Consider the following 23827-nt stretch of genomic DNA (forward strand, 5'->3'; position numbering starts at 1 on the left):
CTTTTTTGTTTGACGATGACTCCAGCCCGGTACTTCGCTGGACTACGCCGAAGCTCGATACAGCAGGTTTATCAATAACTTAGGCGCGTCCATCATATGCCGGTGCTTTCTGAAACTTGACCCGGTTTCCCCTCGCGCCGCTCCTATGTGGCTCTTGGAACCGGGTCGTTCCAAGGAGTCATCATGGCAAAGATCAAGCTCACCAAGACCGCCGTAGAGGCGGCGCAACCCCAGGCCAAGGACGTCGAACTGCGGGATACCGTAGTGCCCGGCTTCCTGTGCAAGATTACCCCAGCGGGCCGCAAGGTGTTCATGCTCCAGTACCGCACGAACGCCGGTCAGCCCCGCAAGCCCTCGCTGGGGCTGTACGGGGAACTGACCGTGGAGCAGGCGCGCGTCATGGCGCAGGACTGGCTGGCCGAGGTTCGCCGGGGTGGCGACCCCGGCGGCGCCAAGGCCGAGGCGCGCAAGGCGCCCACGATGGAGGCGCTGTGCAAAAAGTTCATGGAGGACTACTCCAAGAAGCGCAACAAGCCCACCACGCAGCGCGGCTACCAGGCCGTCATTGACCGCTGCATCGTTCCGGTGCTGGGGCGCAAGAAAGTGCAGGACGTGAAGCGGCCCGACATTGCCGCGTTGATGGAAAAGTTCGCCTACAAGCCGGCCGAGGCGAACAACGCCTTTGGCGTGCTGCGCAAGATGTTCAACCTGGCCGAAGTGTGGGGCTACCGCCCGGACGGCACGAACCCGTGCCGCCACGTTCCGATGTTCCCGCCCGGCGAGGAAACCCGGCTCATCGTTGACGACGAGCTGGCGCTGATCTTTCGCCAACTGGAGAAGCTGGAGGCCGAAGGGCTGGAGAACTACGTCATCCCGCTGGCGATCCGCCTGCAATTCGAGTTCGCTGGCCGCCGTTCTGAAATCTGCACGCTCGAATGGAGCTGGATCGACCTGGAAAATCGCCGCGTCGTGTGGCCCGACAGCAAGACCGGCGGCCTTTCCAAGCCCATGAGCGCGGAAGCCCATCGGCTGCTTTCGACGGCCCCGCGCCGGGAGGGTTGCCCGTATGTCCTGCCGTCTCCCAACGACCCGGCCCGGCACCTGACCTTCGGCGAGCACTATGGCGGCTGGTGCCGGGTACTCAAGGCCGCTGGCGTCCCGCATGTCGGCACGCACGGCATCCGCCACCGCTCCACGACCGACATTGCCAATTCGGGCGTACCGACCAAGGTAGGCATGAAGCTGACGGGCCACAAGACCGTGGCGATGTTCATGCACTACGTCCACACCGAGGACAAGCCGGTGCGCGATGCGGCCGAGCTGGTGGCCAGCCGACGCCAGGCCATCACTGGCGCACGGCAGGCCGAAGGAGTGGCGGCATGAACCAGCGCAAGGCATCCGTAGCGTCACCCGCAGCGCCTTCGGCGCTGCTGGGCGACATTCGGGCACTGATCGAGGCGGCGCGTTGCCGCGCCGCCTCGGCGGTGAATAGCGAGTTGACGATGCTCTATTGGCGCATCGGCCAGCGCATCCACACGCAGGTCTTGGAGGGCCGGCGAGCCGACTACGGCGAGGAAGTGGTGTTGACCCTGGCGGCGCAGTTGGTCAAGGAGTACGGCGGCAGTTTCGCGGTCAAGAACCTGCGCCGCATGGTGCAGTTCGCCGCCGCCTACCCGGACGAGCGAATTGTCGTATCACTGATACGACAATTGAGCTGGACGCATTTCATCGCCCTGATCCCGCTGAAAGACCCGCTCCAGCGGGACTACTACGCGCAGATGGCGAGCGCCGAACGCTGGAGCGTGCGAACGCTGCGCGAGCGCATCGACTCGATGCTGTACGAGCGCACGGCGCTGTCGCAGAAGCCAGGGGAGATGATCGCGCAGGAGCTGGCGACGATGCGCGATGCGCAGCGCATGTCGCCCGCGCTGGTCATGCGCGACCCGTACATTCTCGACTTCCTGGGGCTGCGTGACACTTGGCAGGAAAGCGACCTCGAAGCCGCGATCATTCGTGAAATGGAGTCATTCCTGCTGGAGCTGGGCGCAGGTTTCAGCTTCGTGGCCCGGCAGAAGCGCATCCCGATTGACGACGAGGATTTCCACCTCGACCTGCTTTTCTACAACCGCAAGCTGCGGCGGCTGGTGGCGGTGGAGTTGAAGGTCGGCGAGTTCAAGGCGGCCTACAAGGGCCAGATGGAGCTTTACCTTCGCTGGCTCGACAAGCACGAACGGGAGCCGGAGGAAGCCTCGCCGCTGGGCATCATCCTTTGCACCGGCAAGAAGCGCGAGCAGATCGAGTTGCTGGAGCTGGACAAGTCGGGCATCCACGTCGCCGAGTACCTGACCGCCTTGCCGCCAAGGGGTGTGCTGGTGGAGCGGTTGCAACAGGCAACGCAGCGGGCACAGTTGCAGATCGAGCAGCGCAAGACCGATAGCGGGTAGTCCTGTTCCCAGCAGTCGGGCGTCCCGGCGTTCCGCCGTCGCGCTGTCGTGCTGCGCATCGAGCCTCGCTGCGCGAGTCTCGCCCCATGCGGGCTTCCATCACTGACGCCTCCGGCCCTGGCGGGCCTGCGCGCTCCGCTTGCCCCAACAGCCGAGGGTGTGCAGTGGGCGGGGTGTAGGCGGTCTTGCTGTTCCCTTCACCGTATCACGGCGTTCTCGCCGTCAAGGGCGGCGCGCGCCATGCGCGCTTGCGTCCTGGCGGCCGTCTGCGACCCCTGACTGCTTGCGCTGCGCCGTGCTGGCGACGGTTCCGGGCAATTCCGCCCGAGCAACCGGAGCACGATCATGTCGCAACTGTCCTTTTCCTCGTTCGATTCCTCGCTGATGGTGCGTGACACGCAGGGCCGCTACCTGCTGGCGACTGCCGAGCAGATTCTGGACGCCGCGCGCCAGGCCATCGAGCGCAAGATGCAGCGCGGTACGTCGTTCACATCGCCGGCGGCAGTCAAGGAATACCTGTGCGCCAAGCTGGCCGGCTTCGAGCATGAAGTCTTCGCGGTGCTGTTCCTCGATACACACCATCGGTTGATCGAATACGCCGAGATGTTCCGCGGCACCATCGACGGCGCATCGGTGTATCCGCGCGAGCTGGTCAAGGAAGCGCTGCGGCACAACGCGGCGGCGGTCATCATTTCGCACAACCACCCGAGCGGCAATCCCGAGCCGTCGCAGGCCGACAAGGTACTGACGCAGCGGCTCAATGAGGCGCTGAGGCTGGTGGACGTGCGCGTGCTGGATCACGTCATCGTCGCGGGCAACAGCACGGCATCCTTCGCCGAACGCGGCCTGATTTGACCTTGGGGGCTTCGGCCCCTTTTTGCTGCGCCTGGTGGCGCAACTCCGGCCCTCGCGGGCCTGCGCGTGCTGCGCACTTGCCGAAAGCCGGGGTGCGTGGAGGTGTGAGGGAGGCGGTCTTGCTGTTCCCTTCATCGTGCCACGGCGTTCTCGCCGTCAAGGGCTGCGCGCCGATGGCGCTTGCGTCCTGGCGGCCGTCGTTGACCCCTGACTGCTTGCGCTGCGCCGTGCCCCGGAAGGGTCGGGCAATTCCGCCCGGCAACCTTTCAGGAGTTCACCATGAACAACCTACTCATCACTACCGAGCAGCGCATCGTGCTGCTGGCCAACGGCCGCGCATCGCTGGAGAACCCGGACTTCGATCCGGCTCCAGTGGTCAAGCTGTTCACGCCGGACGGCGGCGCGACTTGGCTGCTGACCGAGATTGATCCAGACGACCACGACCACGCCTTTGGTCTTTGCGACCTGGGCCTGGGGGAGCCGGAAATCGGCTGGGTCAGCTTGGACGAGCTGGCGAGCGTGCGCGGCGGGCTGGGCCTGCCGATCGAGCGCGACCTGTCTTTCCGGGCAGAGAAGCGTCTAAGCGGCTATGCGCGTGATGCGCGGCTGGCCGGGCGAATCGTCGTCTGACTTCGCCCTTGGAGCGCCGCAAGGCGCTCCTTGCGCTTTTTCGACCATCACAGGAGATCAATGCCATGAGCAGCCATCACGACTACATCATCGAAATCACCGCCCAGCATGATGCGCTCAAGCCGTTCGCGCCGGAGAACGGCCAGCCGCTGCGCTTCAAGATCGGTGACGCGGTGATCTACACCAACGAATACGGCGTGCAGTTCCGTAGCTGCATCAACGGGTTCTACCGCCCGACCGAGCCTTCGGGGCTGTATGCGCGCGGTATGCGCTACTACCTCGATTCGTCAGCGCCGTGGATGCCGGTTGCGCAATCCAGCCTGCGCCCTGACGACTCGGCCTGATGCCTTCGCGCCCCTTCCGGGGCGCTGCGCGCTGCGCTTGCCTCCAGGGGAAAGCCCTGCGGGCTATCCCCGCCGCGCGAGGCTTGGCACCCCTAAAGACCGCCGAACCGGCTGCGCCGGATCGGCCAGAAATCCGCAGCCACAGCAGAACCCGCTTCCCGATGTGTGGGGCGTAGTGCGCTTGGTGCTCATCGAACCTTGAAGGCTGGGCGTCCCCGGCCACCTGGGAGATGGCCGGTCGCGCTGTCGTGCGCGTAGCGCATCAAACCCCCTTCGGGGTTTCGCCCCTGTCGGGCTTCCATCGTTCCCTCGCTCCGCTCGGCTGACGCCTCCGGCCCGGCTTCCAGCTTCGGGCCTGCGCGCTTCGCTTGCCGTGCGGTCAGCGCAAGGGGAAGGCCGTTGCCATGTCCAGCCGTCTCCCCTGACTTCATCACCTTGTCCGCGACTGTAGCCCGCGCCCGTGTGCCGTCAAGGCGCGCAGGGCCGTGTCCTCGGCTGCGCCTGCGGGCCGCACCAACCCTGCGCTTGCCTCCTTGACGGCACACGTTCGCGCGCTCCTGACCGTCGCGGGCGATGAACTCAGGAAAGACGGTGGCAACAGGGCCAACCGGGTTCCTCTCGCCGACCGCACCAAACAGCCGAAAGGCTGGGCTCCGAATCTAGGAATCCGGTGTGCGGTGTGAACAGCAAACCCTTTTTTCTTTGTCAGGAGAAATGAAATGCAACTCGCATCCCGATTCGCTTCCCGTTCCCCCTCGCTGCGCAGCGACTACCCGCTGTCCGATGACCAGATTCACCGCGTAGCGCCGTCCATCTTCGCGGACGCGCCGCATGAAAGCCGTTCGCAGCGGTACGCCTACATCCCCACCGCTGCCGTGCTGACCGAGCTTCGCAAAGAGGGGTTTCAACCCTTCATGGTGACGCAAACCCGCGTGCGCGACGAAGGCAAGCGCGAGCACACCAAGCACATGATTCGCCTGCGCCACGCCAGCCAGATCAACGGCGCGGAGGCCAATGAAATCGTGCTGCTGAACTCGCACGATGGCACGAGCAGCTATCAGATGCTGGCCGGGATGTTCCGGTTCGTGTGCAGCAATGGCCTTGTGTGCGGCGACACCGTGGCCGATGTGCGCGTGCCCCACAAGGGCGACGTTTCCGGGCACGTCATCGAAGGCGCTTACGAAGTTTTGCGCGGCTTCGACCGGGTGAAGGATTCCCGCGATGCCATGCGCGCAATCACGCTGGACGAAGGCGAGGCCGAAGTGTTCGCCCGCGCCGCGCTGGCCCTCAAGTACGACCCCACCGACAACAAGCCCGCGCCCATCACCGAATCGCAAATCCTGATGCCGCGCCGGTTCGACGACCGCCGCCCGGACTTGTGGAGCGTGTTCAACCGCACGCAAGAAAACCTGACCAAAGGCGGATTGCATGGCCGCAGCGCCAACGGACGCCGCCAGCAAACCCGCCCGGTGCAGGGCATTGATTCCGATGTGCGCCTGAACCGCGCCCTCTGGATGCTGGCCGATGGCCTGCGCCAGTTGAAAGCCTGACCCCTTCCGATGTTTCACCCGCCGGAGGGGCGGTTTCCCCTCCATTCCCTTGTTTCACTTGATTGGAGAACCACCATGAACGCCATCACCTACACCGAAGCCCGCGCCGTCAACACCGCCGCCGCTGTCCCGCTGGAAGCCGCCGACCCGACCAAGAACCTGATTCTGGTTCCGCTGTCGCGGCTGGTGCTGCGCCCCACGGGCCGCAACGTGCGCAAGACCCCGCGCATGTCCATCCCCGAATTGGCCGCGAGCATCCAGCGCGTGGGCCTGCTGCAAAACCTGATCGTGATTGCATCCGCCGATGGCGAGCACTACGAAGTCGTGGCCGGTGGCCGCAGGCTGGCCGCGTTGAAGCTGCTGGCGAAGAAGCACCGCATCAGCAAGGAATGGGAGGTGCCTTGCCTGCTGGTGGCCGATGGCACCGCCCGCACGGCCAGCCTCACCGAGAACGTGCAGCGCGAAGCGATGCACCCGGCAGACCAGTTCGAGGCATTCGCCGCGCTGGTGGCCGAAGGCCGACCCATCGAGGACATTGCAGCGGATTTCAGCGTGTCCCCGCTGGTGGTGCAGCGCCGCTTGAATCTGGCGAACGTATCGCCCCGCCTGCTGGCCGACTACCGCGCCGAAGCCGTGAGCCTTGACCAGTTGATGGCCCTGGCCATCACCGACGACCACACCGCGCAGGAAGTCGCCTTCTACGATGCGCCAACATGGCAACGCCAGCCGTCCGCGCTGCGCGACCGCCTCACCGAAAGGGAAATCGACGCCTACCGGCATCCGCTGGTGCGCTTCGTCGGGCTGGACACCTACGAGGCCGCAGGCGGTGGCGTGCGCCGTGACCTGTTCGCCGAAGGTGACGCGGGCGTGTACCTGACCGATGCTGCGTTGCTGGACAGGCTGGCGCAAGACCGGCTGGCGGGCATCGCCGCCGAAGTGAAGGCCGAAGGCTGGGCATGGGTAGATGCCACGCCGGGCGTGACCCATGCCGACCTGCACGCCTTCCAGCGTGCGCCGAGGGAGCGGCGCGAACCGACCAAGCGCGAAGCGCAGCGCATCGAAAAGCTGCAAGCCAAGATGCAGGAACTGGCCGCAGCCGTGGATGACGCGCTGGACGTCGACGACGAGGAAAAGGCCGATGCCTTGCAGGAAGAAGGCGAAGCCGTGGGCGAGCAGTTGCAGGCGCTGGAAGATGGCTTGCAGGACTACAGCCCGACCGTGAAGGCCGCAGCCGGTGCCATCGTCACCATCGACCGCAACGGGCAGGCCGTCATCCATTGCGGCCTGCTGCGCGAGGCCGAGGCCAAGGCGCTGCGCACGCTGGAACGCCTGCGCCAAGGTTTCAGCGGCGAGGATGCCGTGAACGACGACGAAGGCGAAGACGGAGACAGCGAAGGGCAGCCCAAGACCGCCGCCATGTCCGACCGGCTGGCGCAACGGTTGAGCGCCCATCGCACCGCCGCGCTGCAAATCGAAGTGGCACGGCATCCGCAAGTGGCGCTGGCCGCGCTGGTGCATGGCATGGTGCAGACCGTTTTGCAGGAAAGCCACTACGGCCACGATCTGCCGCTGGGCGTGAGCCTGAAAGTGCAAGACCGGCTGGAAGGCATGGCCCCGGACTGGCCGGAATCGCCCGCCGCCGTGGCGCTGCGCGAACTGCAACAGGTGGCGGGCGAAGCCTTGCCCGAGGACAGCGCCGAACTGTTCGCCGCGCTGCTGGCGAAGTCGCAAGACGAACTGGTGCGGCTGCTGGCGGTATGCGTGGCCGTCACGGTGGACGTGGTGACACCCCGCACCACGCGGCAGCAGCCGGGCGAAGAACTGGCGCAGGCCGTGGGGCTGGACATGGCCGCGTGGTGGAAGCCATCCAATGAAGGTTATTTCCGGCATGTGCCGAAGGCCGCGATTCTGGAAGCCGTTGAGCAGTTCGCACCGTCGCACGTCACCCGGCTGGCGAAGTTGAAGAAGGCCGACATTGCCAGCGAAGCCGAGCGGCTGGCGGATGGAACCGGATGGATGCCCGCCATCTTCGCCACCGAAGGCACGCAGGAAGCCACGCAGGCAGAACCGCAGGCGCAGGATGACGCCCCGGAGGATGCCGAGGCACTGGCGGATGAACCCGCCGTGGCGCTGGCCGCTTGACCTGCGCCGATGGCAAGCGCCCCGGCCTTGAACCGGGGCGCTTCGCTTGAAGGAGAACGCCCCATGACCCACACCACCACCAGCCGCCTACGCATGGCGGCGATCTACGCCCCCGGCGCGGTACGCGCCCGCCGCTGGCACGGCGACGGCGACGTGCGCGGCTACCGCCCGCCCTCGGGCTGGTTAGCCCGTGCCGACCTGACCGACATTCACCCCATCACGGGCCGCGCCTTGCCGCGTGCCGTATGGTGGCTCATCGAGACGAAGAAATAACCCGAACAGCACCGCGCCCAGGCCGTTCCGTCCTGGGCGCGGTGAAATGCAAATCCGGGCGCGGCGGTGGCCGCGCCCGGTGTTCAAGGCCAACAGCCGAATCAGAACGCCGCCGCCTTCGCGCTCGCTCAGGCGGCGGCGTTGAAGGCATCGCTGTAGTGCGCGACGCCTTCCGGCACTGGCCCGTGCAGAGCCAGCGCCATGAAGTAGCCGGGCGGTACGCCCGGCAGTTGCAGACCCGCATGGGCCTCAAAACCAAAGCGCGCGTAATACGCGGGATCTCCCAGCAGCACGCAGCCTGCGGCCTGCATGGCTCGCAGTTCGGACAGCGCCTGTTCCATCAGGCGCGAACCGATGCCGTTTCCCTGCCTTGGCGGCAGGACGGAGATTGGCCCCAGGCCGTACCAGCCTTGGGCCTCTCGCCCGTGGTCATCGGTGATCGTCACCGGCGACAGCGCGACGTGGCCGACGACCTGGCCATGTTCTTCGGCCACGATGGAAAGCGTCAGTTCGCCGGCGGCTCGCAAGGCCCGCACGATGAATTGCTCGGTGTGGCTGGTATGTGGTGCATCGGCGAAGGCGGCCACCGTGACTGCCTCGATGGCGGCAACGTCGTCCGGGGTTTCGTGTCGGAGCTGGAGGGTCATGGACTGGTCTTGGTTTTCTTCCTGAGAGCATAGAACGGCCTGGGCGTGTCGGCGCGATGCGCCGCCGGGCTTTGCGGGCTTCGCCCCGTGCCGACTTCGCTGTCACGGCCATTCGGCTTCAATCCCTCACGTCTTCGCGCCTGCGGCGCTGCGCGCTGCGCTTGCCTCCAGGGGAAAGCCCTGCGGGCTATCCCCGCCGCGCGATGCTTGGCACCCCTTGATACCGCCGAACCGGCCTACGCCGGATCGGCCCGGCCAGCGCCCCACCGCGATGGGCGCGGCACTGGCGAACACGCTGGCGCTTGCTGCGGCAGGTTGTGCAAATGCAGGCCGTCCTCAACGCTGGCGGTTCGTACCCATCACGTCACGAAGGACGGTTCACGCCAGTTCACGGTATGCCTTTCCGGCATCGCTATGGAGCTTCCACGCCACGCCTCAAGACCGGCACCGCAAGGTGCGGCAGGGGCGTTCTCGCGTGTCGTCGGGGGGTTGACCTGGCCCGCGTCAGCGGGCGAGCCGGTGCAGCCTTCATGCGGGGATGCCGAGCCGGCCCCATCTCCTTTCGGAGCGGTTCGGCCCAAGGCGTCCTTGTCTCGTTGTGAATCCTGGCGGTGGCGCGGCTGCGCCTCGGGCTTCATGGCTGCAACCGTCCTTCGAAAACAATTTCCCCGCCGCTGCGCGGCTTCCTCGCGCAGCAAATTCTTTTCGCCTCCCGGCTCTCCACTGCGTTTCGACCGCAAGCGGTGCAGCCAGCCCGTCCCCCGCCGGCCGGATCACAACAAGGACGCGATGGGCGCGAACCTTGTTCAACCGAAAGGAAAACATCATGGCCAACATCGGCACCTTCACCGCAGAAAAAGACGGCTTCACCGGCACGCTTCGCACCCTGACGCTCAACGTCAAGGCCAAGCTGGTTCCCAACGACAAGGGGGACAACGAGAAAGCCCCTGACTTCCGCTTGCAGGCGGCCAGCCACGACATCGGCGCGGCGTGGAAGAAGACCAGCGAGGCCGGGCGGGAGTACATCTCCGTGACCCTCGACGATCCATCGTTCCCAGCCACGGTCTATGCCCGCCTGATCGAAAGCGAGGACGGCACGCACGACCTGATCTGGTCGCGCAGCAAGCCCCAGGCGGCGTGACCGCCGCCCGCAGCGCCCCGCCACACGGCGGGTCGCTGCGCTGTTTCTTCGCCCCAAACCTGGCAGCGGCAAGCAGCAATCCATAGCAGGTTGCGTTTCCATACGCGGAAGCTGCGTTGGTGCCGTCGGTCAGGGCATGGCGTGTCGGCGCGATGCGCCGCCGGGCTTTCGGGCTGCGCCCCGTGCCGTCGTTGTCGTCACGGCCATTCGGCTTCAATCCCTCACGCCTTCGCGCCTGCGGCGCTGCGCGCTTTGCTTGCCTCCAGGGGAAAGCCCTGCGGGCTATCCCCGCCGCGCTGCGCTTGGCACCCCTTGAGCGCCGCCGAACCGGCCTGCGCCGGATCGGCCGGGCCGGCGCCTACGGCTGGGCCGCTGCTGCTGCGAGCTGGCTTTCAGCCTCGCTCATCAGCACCGCCGTGCTGCATTCGAGCGCGCTGGCGATCTTGAAGATAAGCGCCAGCGTGGGCATGTGTTCGCCGCGCTCGACCTTGCCCATGTGCGAACGCTCGATGCCGGCCAGGTGTGCCAGCGATTCCTGCGCGATCCCTCGTTCCGTCCGTAGCGCGCGCACCGCCGCGCCGAAGGCTTGCGCCAGTTCGGCATCGAAGGTGGTGGCACCGGCCGGGCGGCCAGGTTGGACGGAGCGCTTCTGCATGGACAGAAGCGTCAAATCGCAGGACAATTAAAACCACGTTATCTTTAACTCATTGCCAAAAAATCGCTGTTCCGTGCTTTTACGGAAATCCGCATTTACGGATTTCCACAGAACCGGGGAATCGCATCCGTGTCTTTCCGGCTTCCTGCAATTGCGCTTCCGCGCTTGCGTTCTTCTACGGATGCGATGGCTTGTGCATCCGTGCTTCCACACGCATGCACGGTTCCGTGGGGGTTCTGCCCATGACCTTGCCGCTTGTCACCGCTGATGAACGCGCCCGGCTGCTGGCCCACGGCGCGGCGCTCGCCGCTGGTCAGCGCCTCGACCCGCTGCCGGTGGTGCGCCTGTTCACCCCTGACGCGCATGTGACCTGGCTGCTGGTGTCGCTCGACCCCGCCGATGGCGATACGGCCTATGGCCTGATCGACCTCGGCATCGGCATGCCCTCGCTGGGGACGGTCAGGCTGTCCGACCTGGCCGGCATCGTCGGGCCGCGCAAGCTGCCGTTGCAGCGGGATCGGTATTTCCAGGCGGTGCGCCCGCTGTCGGAGTACGTCCGGCTGGCGCAGGAGAACGACGCGATCACGGACTGATGAACGCCAGCGCGGCCCGGCCAGCCGGGGCGCACTGTGACTATTTCAGTCTTGGTCAAGACCGGGTAGGTCTGAATCGGCATTGATGCACCGAAGCGATGCCAGTCTGATGCAAACAGTCCTGATCTTTGGCGCGGGCTGCGGCACGGTATCCGGTGCCGCGCACCATTTCCGGGTGGCGCAGCCGTCGCATTCAGACGATTTCCCCAACACGCCGGAGCCAAACGGTCTTGACACCGACAGTTACAGCTTAACCGTTTTTGATGATGACCTGATGGCATTTCGATAGCTCCCGCATCGCGGAAATCGTGGCGACGCATCCCAAGCACAGGGAGCTTTCGCCATGACTGATCGCAGCGCCGACCACTGGTATCCGACAGCCGCCTATCTCTACGTCCTGCACCTCGATGGCCCCGCGCTGGCCTGGGAATACCTGCGCAGGAATCCCGACTACCGCCGCGACTGGCTGCGCCGTCGCCGCCGACCGGACGCGGCGCAGGCTTGGAGCCTGCGCCTGTTGGAAAACCCAGCCCTGGATGCGCGCGAAGCGCATCCGGCCTGGTTCCCTGACCACGATGCCGTGGTGCAGCTCTATCCCGACGCCGACCCGCCACCCGAAGCCCATGCCTTCGAGTTCTGGCGCGTTCCTGGCCGCAAGCAACTGATCCACGATGGCAAGCGCCTGGTGCTGGTGGCGCATTGGCCCGGCTGCTGCCTGCGGCTCGCGCTCGCGCCGGGCCTGGAGGACGGTGTGGCCTACCTCTACGCCACTCGTGCCTGCGCCACGCCCTGCACGCGCTATCGCACGCTCGCGGCGGAACTCGACGCCCTGGCTGCCGCCACGGTTGCCGCGCCTGCGGCGGCGGCCCGTTCGCGGCCCACGCCTGCCGCACTGCTGGAGCTGCACACCTTGCAGGCGCTCGACGCGACCCTGGCGGGCGCGTCCTTGCGCGAAGTGGCCGAAGGGCTGTTCGGCGCCGATACCGTCGCGGGCGACTGGCACAAGGACGGCGCCTTGCGCGCCCGCGTGCGTCGGCTGGTGCGCCGTGGCGATGCGCTGATGCGCGGCGGCTATCGCCGCCTGGCACAGCTTCCGCCACTGCCGTTGCAGTAGGGGGGACGTTTCGCAGCCCCTGCAATTCGTCCCTTAGCAAGAAGCCTCGCTTTCTTGAAAGTGCCTTCATCCGGCTGCGTGGTGTGGCCGGGCTTGATGGAGGTTCATCCCATGCGACCAGCTCCCTTGCGGCCTGCCGCCACTGTCTCGACCGCTGCCGCGCAGCCGCAGCGTTACCTCACCAACGACGAAGCCGCCGAGTACCTGCGCTTGTCGCCGCGCACGCTGGAAAAGCAGCGCGTGATCGGCGGCGGCCCGCGCTTTCGCAAGTTCGGCCGGCGCGTCATGTACGCCGTGGCCGACCTCGACGCCTGGGCGGCCGACCGCAGCTTCGAGACGACTTCCGATCCCGAGTACGCCGAGCACCACTCGGCGGACAGCCGTGCGCGCTGATCGCTGGCGCGCGCCAGGCCACAGCCATGTCCATCTCCGCGCTGCCATTCCGGCAGCGGCCCCCGCAAGAACGCGAACAGCTCGACCTGTTCCGCGCCTTGCCGGGCGACATGGCACCGCGCGACAGCCAGGACTTGATGGCCTATCCGTTCTTCTCGCTCGCCAAGTCCAAGCGGGTCAAGCCCATCGACTTCCGGGCGGGCAACGTCACGATCCGCGTGGAAGGCACGCAGGAGCATGGCATCGCCACGATTTGGGATGCCGACGTGCTGATTTGGGCGGCCTCGCAGATCGTGGAGGCGAAGGATGCGGGCCTGCGGCCATCACGGCTGATCCGCGCGACGCCCTACGAGATCCTGCGCTTCGTCGGGCGCGGCAAGTCGCTGCGCGACTACCAGCGCCTCAAAGCGGCCTTGGATCGCCTGCAATCGACCACGGTGGCCACGTCCATCCGCGAGACAACCGGGCGGCGTTTGCACCGCTTCTCGTGGATCAACGAATGGAAGGAACTGGCCGATGCCAGCGGCACGCCGTTGGGCATCGAGCTGATCTTGCCGGACTGGTTCTATACGGGCGTGCTGAATGCGGCCCTGGTGCTGACCATCGACCCGGCGTATTTCCGGCTGACCGGCGGCATCGAGCGGTGGCTGTACCGCCTGGTGCGCAAGCACGGCGGCAAGCAGGCATACGGCTGGCAATTCGACTTCCGCTACCTGCACCAGAAATCCGGCAGCACCGCCAAGCCCTACGACTTCGCCTGCGACTTGCGCGCGCTCGTCGCGCGGCAGTCGCTGCCCGGCTACGTCCTGGGCATCGAGCGGATGCCGGACAGCGGCGCCGAGCTGCTGACCTTCCGGCCCGTGCCGCATACGGCACGGGGATAACTCCGGGAGAGCCTGTGAATAGTGTCGTGCTATCAGGCGTGCGGGGTATCGTGCTATCAGGCGTGGGACTATCGTGCTATCAGGCGTGCCAATCGGCCGCAAACCCGCGCCAGCACTGGGTTTGCGCGCCCTCTAACTTCCCTAACTTAATTTCTCTAACTTGTAGTAGGGAAACGCCGCTGCGGTGGACAACCGCCACGCGGCCACCAACGCAGCAGGAACAGCCAGGCTTTCCAACACGAAGGGCCAGGCCATGATCGTCGCGCTGCTCAACCAGAAAGGCGGCGTGGGCAAGACCACGCTCGCCACCCACATTGCCGGCGAACTGGCAATGCGCGGCCAGCACGTCGTGCTGCTGGACGCCGACCCGCAGGGGTCATCGCTCGACTGGACACAGCGCAGAAGCCAGCAAGGCTTGCCACGGCTTTTCAGCGCCGTGGGCCTCGCACGCGAAACGCTGCATCAGGAAGCCCCGGAGCTGGCACGCCGCGCCGATCACGTTGTCATCGACGGCCCGCCGCGCATCGCCGCCTTGGCGCGCTCCGCGCTGCTGGCGGCCGAGCGCGTGCTGATCCCGGTGCAGCCCAGCCCCTACGACCTGTGGGCCAGCGCCGAGATGGTGGCGCTGATCCGCGAGGCGCAAGTCTTTCGGCCTGCGCTGCGCGCGGCCTTCGTCATCAACCGGCGTGTCAGTACCACCGTGATCGGGCGCGAAGCGCGCCAGGCGCTCGCCGATCAGCCGCTTCCTGCGCTGCGCGCGGAAGTGCATCAGCGCATCGTGTTCGCCGACAGCGTGGCCGCTGGCCGGCTTGCACGCGAGACGGCGCCGGACAGCGCCGCCGCGCGCGAAATCACCGCGCTCGTGGACGAACTGCTGCGGTGGACGACATGACCGCGAAGCCACCACCGAACAGCAAGCGCGCAGCAAAGCGCGTCGGCATCGGCGCGCGTCCACCTGCGAATCCGCACGCCGAGGCGTGGATTCGCCAGGGCGACGCCGACGCGCTGGGCAAGGGCGACCTCTACACGGCCCGCCTCACCCTCGACATCACGCCCGCCATGCGGGCGCGCATCAAGGTCTCTGCCTTCACGCAAGGCGTGACCGTGGCCGACCTGCTGCGCGGCCTGCTGGAACGGGAGTTTCCCGAGAACCGCAGGGAGAACACACCATGACTGCATCCACTGCACTAGCCGCCGCGCCTGCCGCTGTCGCGGCCACGGCCACGGCTGCGCCACAGCCATCATTCATCGCACCTTCCGGCCAGCCAGCCAGCGCGCCGCTGACGCGCGTGGCGCTGGCCTACATCGAGGCCCGTTTCAAGCTCTACCTGCGCTTCGGCGAACCCGCGTGCACGCACCAGCTCGACCGCTGGCGGCGCAGCGCGGTGTTCCTGCCGGGCGCGGTGTTCTGCCGCATCCGCTGGCAGGCCAACGACTACGGCACCGTGCGCTGGCAGCTCATGGTGATGCAAGCCTGCACGCCGCTGGACGCGGCGCAGCGCATCCCCGGCGTACAGCCGGGCGCGCGCCTGCTGCTGCACGCCGAGGGCGACGGGCAAGTGCGCGCCGTGCTGGAACGCATCGACGCCATCGAGGCGCTGGGCATCGCGCCCATCGCCGTCTCGCCTGCGTACTGGCGCACGCTCGCCAACCGGCTCGCCGCGCGCCTGCCGCTGCCCGAGTACACCGCCGAGCGGCACGCCGCCTGGTTAGCCGGGAGGGTGCTGCCATGACCGCCGTTTCCACTGGCGCCAACACCACTGGAAAGGCACCGCGTCCTCGCTCGCGCCTGCGCGCTCGCATCGTGCTCGCGGGCTTCGCCGCCTGCGGCCTCGCTGCGCTCGCCTGGGCGTCCTTCGTGCATCCGATGCCGCGCCTGATCTACAACCCGTCCGACAGCGTTCCGGTGGGCTGGTATCGCATCGCACCACCCGATGCGCCGCGCGTCGGCTCCATCGTGCTGACCACGCTGCCGCCAGACGCCGCCGCGCTGGCCGCGCAGCGCGGCTACCTGCCGGCGCGCGTGCCGTTGCTCAAGCGCGTGGGTGCCGTCGCGCCGCAGGAGGTGTGCATCGCTGGCGGCATCGTCCGCATCGACGGCGTGCCTTTGGCCGCCGCGCTGCTCGCCGACCGCTGGGGCCGCCCGCTGCCATCCTGGCAGCAGTGCCGCCGCCTTGAACCCGGCGAGCTTTTCCTGTTGAGCGTGACCAACCCGTCGTCGTTCGACAGCCGGTATTTCGGGCCGGTTGCCGCATCCGCCGTGATCGGCGTCGCGCACCCGGTCTGGCTGGAGAAGCGCCCATGATCGCCGCCGATTCGCTGCGCATCATCGTGCTATCAGGCGTGTCGATCCCGTGGTGTTCCGCGTGTCATCGCGCGTGCAGTGCGAGCGCATCCGCGCCGCGCTTCGCGCCGCCTTCCCATGTGCAGGCGTCTTGCCTCGAACGCTGCCGGCCTGCGGCCGTCGCCGCGTTCGCCGGCGCGCTGGCTGCAAGCAGCACAGGGCCGCCGGGCCGCCGACGCCCGGAGCGACAGCGAGGGGCAAAGGCGGAAGGCAAGACAAAAGGGTGCGGCACCTGTCGGCCCGCAAAGCCAGTCTGCACGTGGGGGTGGCGCGGCACGCAGCGGCTTCGCCGCCGTGCCGCGTGGGGCGCGAGGCCCGCGCCGATGCAAGCATGTCCGCGTGCTTCGCACGACAGGACACGCCAGAGCTTGCAGGGAGCACAGCCATGACCGACCGCCGCGACGATGATTTCCGCATCCGTCCCAGCGCGCCGAAGAACCGGGGCCAGAGCTTCGTTTCCAAGGTGCTCAAGCAAGCGGGCAAGGCCAGCGGCGGCAAGTTCACGGTGCGCCGTCCTGGCGGCAGTGGTAAGGGCACCGGAACCGGCCACCGGCCCGGCTCGCGCCTGGGACGCGGCCACACGGCGGCGCGCTTCGCGGGCGCGAAGCTGACGCCCATGTCTCGGCGTGTGACCATCAAGACGCTGTTGGTCAACCAGCGCCAGGCCAGCCCGCAGTCGCTCGCCAAGCACCTGCGCTACATCGAGCGCGACGGCGTGGGGCGCGATGGCGAGCCGGGGCAAGCCTACGGGCCGCAGACCGACGAAGCCGACCTCGATGCGTTCAAGGAACGCTGCGCCGACGACCGGCACCATTTCCGCTTCATCCTCTCGCCCGAGGATGGCGCGGAATTGGAAGACCTGCGCACCTACACCCGGCACCTGATGGGCCGCATGGAGGCCGACCTGGGCACGGGGCTGGAATGGGTGGCCGTCGATCACTGGAACACCGACAACCCGCACACGCACATCGTCGTGCGCGGGCGCGACGACACCGGCAAAGACCTCATCATCGCGGGCGACTACATCGCCGATGGCTTCCGCCATCGCGCCGCCGAACTGGCGACCGAATGGCTGGGGCCGCGCACCGAGCTGGAGATCCAGCAGACCTTACAGCGCGAGGTGGAGCAAGAGCGGTGGACGAGCCTGGATCGCGCACTCAAGCGTGAGCTGGGCGACGATGGCCAAGTGCAGATCGAATGCTTCAACGATCCACGACTGCAACGCCAGCGCCTGCTGCTGATCGGCCGCCTGCAACGCTTGCAGCGCCTGGGCCTGGCCGACGAGACGCAGCCGGGCACCTGGGCCGTCCATGCCGATGCAGAGAAGACTTTGCGCGCCCTGGGCGAGCGTGGCGACATCATCCGCACCATGCAGCGGGCCATGCGCGGCGAGCCGCGCGAACTGGCGGTGTTCGAGCCGGGCCAGAATGCAGATGGAAGCGGCCGCACCATCGTCGGTCGGGTAGCTGCCAAGGGGCTGGCCGACGAGCTGCACGACCGCGGCTATCTGGTCATCGACGGCGTGGACGGCAAGGCCCACTACGTCGCGCTCAACGCCCGCGATGAACTGGCGAACTATCCGACCGGCGCCGTGGTGGCGGTGAAGGGATCGGCCGACATGCGCGCGGCCGACAAAAACATCGCCGCGCTGGCGAGCGATGGCCTGTACCGCACTGACCATCATCTCGCCATTGCACAAGGTCAGGCCGTGCCGGGCCGCGATCCGCAGGAAGTCGTGGCGGCCCACGTCCACCGCCTGGAAGCCCTGCGCCGGGCCGGCATCGTGGAGCGCGTCGCCGAGGGGCTGTGGAAGGTGCCGGACGACTTGCCCGAGCAGGGCCGCCGCTACGATGCGCAGCGCTTGGGCGACGTGGCCGTGGAACTGAAATCGCACTTGCCCATCGAGCGGCAGGCGCGGGTGATCGGAGCGACCTGGCTGGATCAGCAGTTGATCGGCGGCGGCAAGGGACTGGGCGACCTGGGCTTTGGCGGCGAGGTCAAGAACACCCTGCAACAGCGCGCCGACTTCCTGGCCGAACAGGGGCTGGCCGAGCGGCGCGGGCAGCGCGTGATCCTCGCCCGGAACCTGTTGGAAACCCTGCGCAATCGGGAACTGGCGCAAGCCGCCAAGGACATTGCCGCCGACACCGGACTGGAGTATCGGCCCGTCGCCGACGGTCAGCGCGTGGCCGGCATCTACCGTCGCAGCGTCATGCTCGCCAGCGGGTGCTATGCGATGCTCAATGACGGCATGGGGTTCAGCCTGGTGCCGTGGAAGCCGGTGATCGAGCAGCGGCTGGGTCAGCAGCTTGCGGCACTAGTGCGCGGCGGCGGGGTGTCGTGGGAAGTCGGGCGGCGGCGTGGCATGTCGGTTGGTTAAAACACTACCTGCTGCGTACAGGCTCTGGCCTGCGCGCTTCTCGTACTCCGTTGCGACATCACCGGGTATCGTGAAGCGGTCAGGAGTTCAAGCGTTCATGGACTGGATTGAGGAACAAGCACTGAGCACCGGGTGACTGCGAGCGCTTTCTCATGAAGAGGCGAATTCTCCGGCGCGAAAGACTGGCTTTCCCAAATATCTGCGAGTCGACCTATATCGCTTGATGCCGGGCACTATGGCATTCGGCTTCCTGGCAACATGCGTACCAATACGTTGTCGCGGCGAATCCAATGGTGAACCAACGCGGCGGCTACATGCAGGCCGACAACGACCCAGGCAACCCATTTTCCCAAGAAGTGATGAACAGCATCGATTGGCGCCTCAAACTTTTCATAACTCAAATCGTAGGTACTGCTGATCCAGGAGAACAGCGCCGTCTCGTTGAAGCCGGTCACGCTGAACAGGCCGAAGTTGGTCGGCGCGCCGGTACCGAGATAGCCAGTCAGCGGCATCGCTATCAACAGGCCGTACAGTCCCCAATGCGCTATATGCGCGAGCCGGTGCTCAAGCTTTGATCCCGGTGGGTCTTCGGGCTGCACGTCCAGCAGCCGCCACAGCAGCCGAGGCAGCACGAGGAAGCCCACCAGTACGCCCAGTGCCCAATGGATGTTGAGCACTGGCCAGGATTCTGGCGAGGTGTCGTCCATGAACCAAATGACGTAGTAGACGACGATATAGGCTGCGATGAACGCGGCCGCGCTCGTCCAGTGGAGAAACTTGGCGAGGACGCCAAAGCGGGTTGGGGTGTTGCGCCATTGCATTGAGTGTCTCCGAGGAAGCTGCGGTCAGCGGATAAGCAGGCCGCTCAGCAGGCTTTCCAAGCCTTCGAGCGCTTGGGAAAGGCGCGTCTCATGGTCGCTCTCCGACTCGGCGATCCAGAATGACGCTTCGGTGACCGCGCCGTAGATCATCCGGGCGGTCACACCGGTATGGAGTGGTGCCACGCCGCCTTCCGCGATCAGCCCGTCCAGCGAGCTTTGCAGCGCCGCAACGCCGACCGATTGCGCGGCTTGGGGCACATCGCCGAATACGGCGCGCGCATCCTGCAAGATGATCCGGCGAATTTCTGGCTCTAACGCCAGTTCCAGATAGGTGCGGCAACGGCGACGGAATCCTTCCCAAAGTGAAGGTGCGGCGTCCGAGACGGCTTGCAGGCGTTCGCCGACCTCGGCCTCGATCTGCTCGATGACCGCAATCAGCAGCCCTTCCTTGTTGCCGAAATGGTGATATAGCGCGCCCCGAGTTAGGCCGACCTCCGCGGTGAAGTCGTCCATTGAGGTGTGAGCGAAGCCTTGCGTGGCGAAAGCGTGCCGCGCTGTTGCCACCAGCTTGGCTCGGGTTTCCTCGATCATCTTGGAGCGGGTGCGACGTTGCGGCTGCGTCATGTACTGTTCTTCTCAAATGACATACGTCGTGCATGTTAATTGACATGCGCGACGTATGTCAATAAAATCAAATATGGCCCGCCGCTACAGGCTGCTGTCCGTCCTCAATCAGTCTCAAGGTCGATTACTTGCACTGATGACGACAATCATGGCGCTTACGGCCCCAAACAAGAGAAAAGAATCAAATGGAAGTCATTGAAACCGAACGCCTTGTTCTGAGGCGCTTTGCCCAACGGGATGCAGCGGATCTTTTCGAGTATCTGCATGAGCCCGTGTCCAGTTGCTTTCTGTCGCTCGCGCTCACAGATATCAGAGACGCCGAGCGCGAAGTGCTGGAGCGAAGCACGGACGAAAAAAGCATCGCCGTGTGTTTGCTCACGTCCGGCAAGCTCATCGGCGACCTGTTCGCTGAACCAGAAGGCGATACCTTCTCAGTCGGCTGGAACTTCAATCCTGGCTTCGGCGGGAAAGGCTATGCCCATGAAGCCGCTACGGCGTTGTTCACTCACCTGTTTGCGCAGCGGGCGGCGCGTCGGCTGTATGCCTACGTGGAAGACACGAACACGTCCTCTCAGCGGCTGTGCGAGAGGCTCGGGATGCGGCAGGAAGGGGTTTTCAAGGAGTTCGTCTCTTTCAGGAACGATGGCGATGGGAATCCGGTTTATGAGAACACCATGCAGTACGCCATTCTTCGGCGCGAGTGGTCACCGGCAATCGTCAACACGGGAGCGCGGCCTTCGATGTGCCCCTGACGTCCAGTACAGCGCTTCGCATTTCGTCCACGATCCGTGGGCCTGACAACCTCTTCTTATCTTCGTCGGGAATCGTTGATGCCCTTGTTGTCTTGCGACGATCCCTCGGCCTAGTGGTCGATAGTGCGCTGGGGCCAGCGCAACTCGAAGCAGGCTCCGCCCCTTGTCGAAGGAATGCAACTGGCTTCTCCCCCATGGGCACGCGCAATGGCGGCCACCACCGCCAAGCCAAGACCACTTCCAGCATCCGCTCCTGCTTCGTCTCCGCTACGCACACGCCGGAACGCCCGGAACACCTGTGCGGCAGACTCGGGCGGAATCCCGGGGCCATCATCTTCCACGCGCAGGGAACACCACCCGTGCTCCTGTCGTGTCTGGACAAGGACCACCCCCGGAACCGCGTGCCGCCGGACGTTTTCCAGCAGCGCGAGTAACGCCTGGCGAATTCGCACAGGGTCGCATTGCACCGATCCCGCTTGCAGATCGAGGACCGGATGCTGACCTGCGACCTGGAGGGCATGCCGGCAGAAATCCACCACCGATTCAACCTCCGTGGACAGATTGGCATCACGGACCTGAAGGCCCAGATGACCGCTTTCGGCAAGGCTGACCACGCGCAGGTCTTCGATCAGTCGAGTCAGCCCTTCGACCTGATTGAGCAAACTGCGGAACTGAGACGCATCGGGCGTGAAAACGCCCTCGGCCAGCCCTTGCAGGCGCCCGCGCAGGATGGTCACCGGTGTACGCAGTTCATGGGCGATGGCCGCGTTCCAGAACGCCATTTCCCCGGTCGTGCGCTGCAACTGCGTGGCGAGTGCGTTGAAGTCGTCAGCCAGGCCTGCGGCTTCACCCAACGAGCGATCCCCGGCGACTGCGCGAGCCTCCAGATCCCCCTGTGCAACCCGCCGAATGCTGTCCGTGACAGAGTTCAATGGCACCAGAATGCGGCGCGCCAGATGCACGGCAACCACGACCGCGAACGCAAGACCGGCCAACGTCGTCGTGGCGATCCAGATCCATTCGGGACCCGTTGGAACCAAGGTAGGTTGGCTGAACAAGTTCGGCCAATAGCTGATGGCAAAGAAATAGAAGACATAGGAAGTCAGCACCACCAGCAAGGTAACGCCAAAGGCCAGCGCCATCATGGTCAGTGCGATCTGGCGGCTCAGGCCGACAAGCTTCATTCCGTGCCCCACAGCCGGTAACCCACCCCGCGAATGCCAACGGGAATGCCCTGGACCCCCAGGTCTTCCAGCTTCTTGCGCAGCTTGCTGATGTGGCTGTCGACCGTTCGCTCCAGCGAATCGCCCTCGGGCAAACAGGCCGCCAGCAGTTCTGCTCGCGTGCAGACCTTCTTGGGCGCACGTGCCATGTGCGTCAGCAATCTGAATTCGGTGAGCGTCAATGCGAGCGTATGAGTGCCTCCATTCACTTGCACGGTCACCTCGTGCTGGTCCAGATCGATTTCAAAGGGGGGCACCCGCAACACGCGCATGTGGCGGCTGGTGTCGGCCATCGAGCGACGCAGCACTGCTTGCGTTCGTGCAACGACCTCTGCTGCGTTGAACGGCTTGACTACGTAGTCGTCAGCACCGAAGCGCAGGCCCATGAGCTTGTCGATGTCCTGGTCCATCGCCGTCAACATGATGACCGGGGTATCACCGCGATGCCGGATCTCGGAGAGCACCCTCCAGCCGTCCAGCTTCGGCATCTGTACATCAAGCAACACGAGGTCCGGCTTCAGCGACAGATGCATGTTCAGCGCCTTGCGCCCATCTTCGGCATGGAGGGTGCGCAGGCCGGCGCGCCCCAGGTAGGCCTGAAGGATCTCGGCAATTTCGGGCTCGTCCTCGGCGATCAGAACCAGGGCCTGGAGCGTCGCGGCGCCTCTTGGCGGGAGAGGGAAATCAGGCATGGAGCGACCGTAGAAGAAATCTGTTATCTCCATCATATCTCCACACAATGACGGCGTAAACATCACCCCACTTACTCAGAATGACGACCATTCGACTGGCAATCGCATGCCAGTACAAGAAGGAATCGTCATGAAGATCGAACGACGCTGTCGCATGCGCGGCTTGCCCGTCCTGCGGCTGGCGGCAGCAGCGGTAGTCACCGCACTGGTCGGCTGCGGCCCTGCCGCCGAGCAGGGCATGAGCACGCCCACCCCCCAGGTGACGGTCATTACCGTTGCACCAACCCGGCTGGAGTTGACCGAGGATCTGCCGGCGCGGGTTGCTCCGGTTCGCATCGCCGAGATCCGCCCGCAGGTCAGCGGTATCGTGCGGCGCCGTCTGTTCGACCAAGGCGCGGATGTGCGCGCGGGGCAACCGTTGTTCGAAATCGACCCCTCGCCCTTCCGTGCCGAGGAAGAGACGGCGGCAGCCGCTTTGCAGCGGGCCGAGGCTGCGTTGGCGCGAGCCAGCACGCATGCGGAGCGGCTGGAGCCGCTGGTCAAGGCGGATGCGATCAGCCGCCAGGTCTATGACGATGCGGTGTCGCAGCGGCAGCAGGCCGCGGCCGACGTGGCGCAGGCGCGCGCAACTTTGTCGCGCCGCCGGCTGGATCTGAAGTTCGCCATGGTGGAGTCGCCGATTGCCGGCCGCATCGATCAGGCCTTGGTGACGGAGGGCGCGCTGGTCGCCAGCAGCGACAGCACGCCGATGGCGCGCGTGCAGCAGATCGACCAGGTGTACGTCGACGTAAGACGCCCGGCGAGTTCGCTGGACGCGTTGCACGAGGCGATGGCGGCGCAACCGTCACGCAACGGTGGACTTTCCGTGTCCATTCTGCGCAGCGATGGTTCGCCCTACGAGGTGACGGGACGCATCCTGTTCTCCGGCATCAACGTGGATGCCGGAACGGGCGACCTGTTGCTGCGCGTGCTGGTGAACAACCCGCAGCAGCGCCTGTTGCCAGGGATGTTTGTGCGTGCCCGGGTGCCCCGCGCCAACTATGCCGAGGCGATCATGGTGCCGCAGCAGGCCGTGGTCCGGGTCGACGGCAAGCCGCATGTCTGGACGGTGGATGGCAGCGCCAAGGCCAGGCTTGTCGCAGTGGAGCTGGGCGAAGTCAGTGAAGGCCGATACCGCATCGGATCGGGGTTGAGCGCAGGGCAGCAGGTGGTGGTCGCAGGGATTGAGCGCCTTGCCGAGGATGCCCTGGTCGAAACGCAGCCGCCGCAGGCACCTGCGCCCGCAGACGCGGCAGCGCCCGCGCGTTGACCCATCGGAGCCGTTGC

At 65.9% G+C, this 23827-nt stretch carries 27 protein-coding genes; 21 read left to right on the forward strand and 6 right to left on the reverse strand.

All coding sequences use genetic code 11. The annotated features are described in order from the left end of the window. The first annotated feature begins 183 nt into the window (after positions 1-183). The 8 genes from ACPW75_RS25420 (at position 184) to ACPW75_RS25455 (ending at position 8238) form a co-directional block, all read left to right on the forward strand. Positions 184-1383, forward strand: coding sequence for a tyrosine-type recombinase/integrase (locus tag ACPW75_RS25420; RefSeq protein ID WP_023101691.1), 1200 nt, complete (start codon positions 184-186; stop codon positions 1381-1383). After that, the gene (locus ACPW75_RS25425) at positions 1380-2444 is read left to right on the forward strand and encodes a PDDEXK nuclease domain-containing protein (protein ID WP_425904492.1); all 1065 of its coding nucleotides are present in this window, start codon (positions 1380-1382) and stop codon (positions 2442-2444) included. The genes ACPW75_RS25420 and ACPW75_RS25425 overlap by 4 nt, the downstream gene beginning before the upstream one ends. Positions 2445-2789: 345 nt before the next feature. Beyond that, positions 2790-3299, forward strand: a complete 510-nt coding sequence (locus ACPW75_RS25430; protein ID WP_023101689.1) for a JAB domain-containing protein — start codon at positions 2790-2792, stop codon at positions 3297-3299. A gap of 279 nt (positions 3300-3578) precedes the next feature. Continuing rightward, positions 3579-3929, forward strand: a complete 351-nt coding sequence (locus ACPW75_RS25435; RefSeq protein WP_023101688.1) for a DUF2958 domain-containing protein — start codon at positions 3579-3581, stop codon at positions 3927-3929. A gap of 65 nt (positions 3930-3994) precedes the next feature. Next, the gene (locus tag ACPW75_RS25440) at positions 3995-4273 is read left to right on the forward strand and encodes a hypothetical protein (RefSeq protein WP_023123544.1); all 279 of its coding nucleotides are present in this window, start codon (positions 3995-3997) and stop codon (positions 4271-4273) included. A gap of 719 nt (positions 4274-4992) precedes the next feature. Further along, positions 4993-5823: a DUF932 domain-containing protein gene (locus tag ACPW75_RS25445; RefSeq protein ID WP_023101686.1), complete on the forward strand. Its 831-nt coding sequence runs from the start codon at positions 4993-4995 to the stop codon at positions 5821-5823. Between the two features lie 75 nt (positions 5824-5898). Beyond that, positions 5899-7965: a ParB/RepB/Spo0J family partition protein gene (locus ACPW75_RS25450; protein ID WP_023123543.1), complete on the forward strand. Its 2067-nt coding sequence runs from the start codon at positions 5899-5901 to the stop codon at positions 7963-7965. Between the two features lie 63 nt (positions 7966-8028). Beyond that, positions 8029-8238 (forward strand): hypothetical protein, encoded by a 210-nt coding sequence (locus ACPW75_RS25455; RefSeq protein ID WP_023101684.1) that lies wholly within the window; start codon positions 8029-8031, stop codon positions 8236-8238. A gap of 128 nt (positions 8239-8366) precedes the next feature. Here the strand turns inward: ACPW75_RS25455 and ACPW75_RS25460 are convergent, their stop codons facing one another. Next, entirely contained in the window at positions 8367-8885 is a 519-nt protein-coding gene (locus ACPW75_RS25460) for a GNAT family N-acetyltransferase (RefSeq protein ID WP_023101683.1), read from the reverse strand. An 826-nt stretch (positions 8886-9711) separates the two neighbouring features. Between ACPW75_RS25460 and ACPW75_RS25465 the strand changes: the two genes are divergently transcribed. Next, a complete protein-coding gene (locus ACPW75_RS25465; protein WP_023101682.1) occupies positions 9712-10026 on the forward strand; it encodes a DUF736 domain-containing protein in 315 nt (104 codons plus the stop codon). 358 nt (positions 10027-10384) lie between these two features. Here ACPW75_RS25465 and ACPW75_RS25470 read toward each other — a convergent pair whose 3' ends face one another. Further along, positions 10385-10681 carry a helix-turn-helix domain-containing protein gene (locus ACPW75_RS25470; protein ID WP_023101681.1) on the reverse strand — a complete coding sequence of 99 codons (297 nt, stop codon included), beginning with the start codon at positions 10679-10681 and terminating at the stop codon, positions 10385-10387. Positions 10682-10923: 242 nt separating this feature from the next. Between ACPW75_RS25470 and ACPW75_RS25475 the strand changes: the two genes are divergently transcribed. From ACPW75_RS25475 to ACPW75_RS25520, 10 genes are all read left to right on the forward strand, one after another. Next, positions 10924-11274, forward strand: a complete 351-nt coding sequence (locus ACPW75_RS25475) for a DUF2958 domain-containing protein (RefSeq protein WP_023101680.1) — start codon at positions 10924-10926, stop codon at positions 11272-11274. Positions 11275-11383: 109 nt separating this feature from the next. Continuing rightward, positions 11384-11563 (forward strand): hypothetical protein, encoded by a 180-nt coding sequence (locus ACPW75_RS25480; protein WP_071560086.1) that lies wholly within the window; start codon positions 11384-11386, stop codon positions 11561-11563. A 54-nt stretch (positions 11564-11617) separates the two neighbouring features. Further along, complete coding sequence (locus ACPW75_RS25485; protein WP_023101679.1) at positions 11618-12388, forward strand: DUF7011 domain-containing protein; 771 nt, start codon at positions 11618-11620, stop codon at positions 12386-12388. A gap of 111 nt (positions 12389-12499) precedes the next feature. After that, on the forward strand, positions 12500-12781 hold the full coding sequence (locus tag ACPW75_RS25490) for a helix-turn-helix transcriptional regulator (RefSeq protein WP_003107109.1): 282 nt from the start codon (positions 12500-12502) through the stop codon (positions 12779-12781). A gap of 26 nt (positions 12782-12807) precedes the next feature. Further along, positions 12808-13665: a replication initiator protein A gene (locus ACPW75_RS25495; protein WP_023101678.1), complete on the forward strand. Its 858-nt coding sequence runs from the start codon at positions 12808-12810 to the stop codon at positions 13663-13665. Between the two features lie 253 nt (positions 13666-13918). After that, positions 13919-14557, forward strand: coding sequence for a ParA family partition ATPase (parA, locus tag ACPW75_RS25500; RefSeq protein ID WP_016452353.1), 639 nt, complete (start codon positions 13919-13921; stop codon positions 14555-14557). Further along, positions 14554-14838 carry a hypothetical protein gene (locus ACPW75_RS25505; RefSeq protein ID WP_023101676.1) on the forward strand — a complete coding sequence of 95 codons (285 nt, stop codon included), beginning with the start codon at positions 14554-14556 and terminating at the stop codon, positions 14836-14838. Before parA ends, ACPW75_RS25505 begins: the two co-directional genes overlap by 4 nt. Then, positions 14835-15398, forward strand: coding sequence for a DUF2840 domain-containing protein (locus ACPW75_RS25510; protein ID WP_023123541.1), 564 nt, complete (start codon positions 14835-14837; stop codon positions 15396-15398). The genes ACPW75_RS25505 and ACPW75_RS25510 overlap by 4 nt, the downstream gene beginning before the upstream one ends. After that, positions 15395-15970: a S26 family signal peptidase gene (locus ACPW75_RS25515; protein ID WP_023123540.1), complete on the forward strand. Its 576-nt coding sequence runs from the start codon at positions 15395-15397 to the stop codon at positions 15968-15970. Before ACPW75_RS25510 ends, ACPW75_RS25515 begins: the two co-directional genes overlap by 4 nt. A 424-nt stretch (positions 15971-16394) precedes the next feature. Further along, entirely contained in the window at positions 16395-18389 is a 1995-nt protein-coding gene (locus tag ACPW75_RS25520) for a DUF3363 domain-containing protein (RefSeq protein WP_425904493.1), read from the forward strand. Between the two features lie 233 nt (positions 18390-18622). Here ACPW75_RS25520 and ACPW75_RS25525 read toward each other — a convergent pair whose 3' ends face one another. Both ACPW75_RS25525 and ACPW75_RS25530 read right to left on the reverse strand, forming a co-directional pair. Then, positions 18623-19210 (reverse strand): cytochrome b, encoded by a 588-nt coding sequence (locus tag ACPW75_RS25525; RefSeq protein ID WP_225522025.1) that lies wholly within the window; start codon positions 19208-19210, stop codon positions 18623-18625. A gap of 24 nt (positions 19211-19234) precedes the next feature. Then, positions 19235-19834 carry a TetR/AcrR family transcriptional regulator gene (locus tag ACPW75_RS25530; protein WP_225522024.1) on the reverse strand — a complete coding sequence of 200 codons (600 nt, stop codon included), beginning with the start codon at positions 19832-19834 and terminating at the stop codon, positions 19235-19237. Positions 19835-20019: 185 nt separating this feature from the next. Between ACPW75_RS25530 and ACPW75_RS25535 the strand changes: the two genes are divergently transcribed. Continuing rightward, positions 20020-20586 carry a GNAT family N-acetyltransferase gene (locus tag ACPW75_RS25535; protein ID WP_225522023.1) on the forward strand — a complete coding sequence of 189 codons (567 nt, stop codon included), beginning with the start codon at positions 20020-20022 and terminating at the stop codon, positions 20584-20586. A 110-nt stretch (positions 20587-20696) separates the two neighbouring features. Here ACPW75_RS25535 and ACPW75_RS25540 read toward each other — a convergent pair whose 3' ends face one another. After that, a complete protein-coding gene (locus tag ACPW75_RS25540) occupies positions 20697-21770 on the reverse strand; it encodes an ATP-binding protein (protein ID WP_425904494.1) in 1074 nt (357 codons plus the stop codon). Continuing rightward, positions 21767-22501 (reverse strand): response regulator, encoded by a 735-nt coding sequence (locus tag ACPW75_RS25545; protein WP_425904495.1) that lies wholly within the window; start codon positions 22499-22501, stop codon positions 21767-21769. Before ACPW75_RS25545 ends, ACPW75_RS25540 begins: the two co-directional genes overlap by 4 nt. 130 nt (positions 22502-22631) lie before the next feature. Here ACPW75_RS25545 and ACPW75_RS25550 point away from each other — a divergent pair, with 130 nt between their 5' ends. Continuing rightward, positions 22632-23810, forward strand: coding sequence for an efflux RND transporter periplasmic adaptor subunit (locus tag ACPW75_RS25550; protein WP_225521988.1), 1179 nt, complete (start codon positions 22632-22634; stop codon positions 23808-23810). The last annotated feature ends 17 nt before the right edge of the window (positions 23811-23827 follow it).

The organism is Aeromonas sp. FL131 (assembly GCF_049860615.1).
Classification (GTDB): domain Bacteria; phylum Pseudomonadota; class Gammaproteobacteria; order Enterobacterales; family Aeromonadaceae; genus Aeromonas; species Aeromonas hydrophila.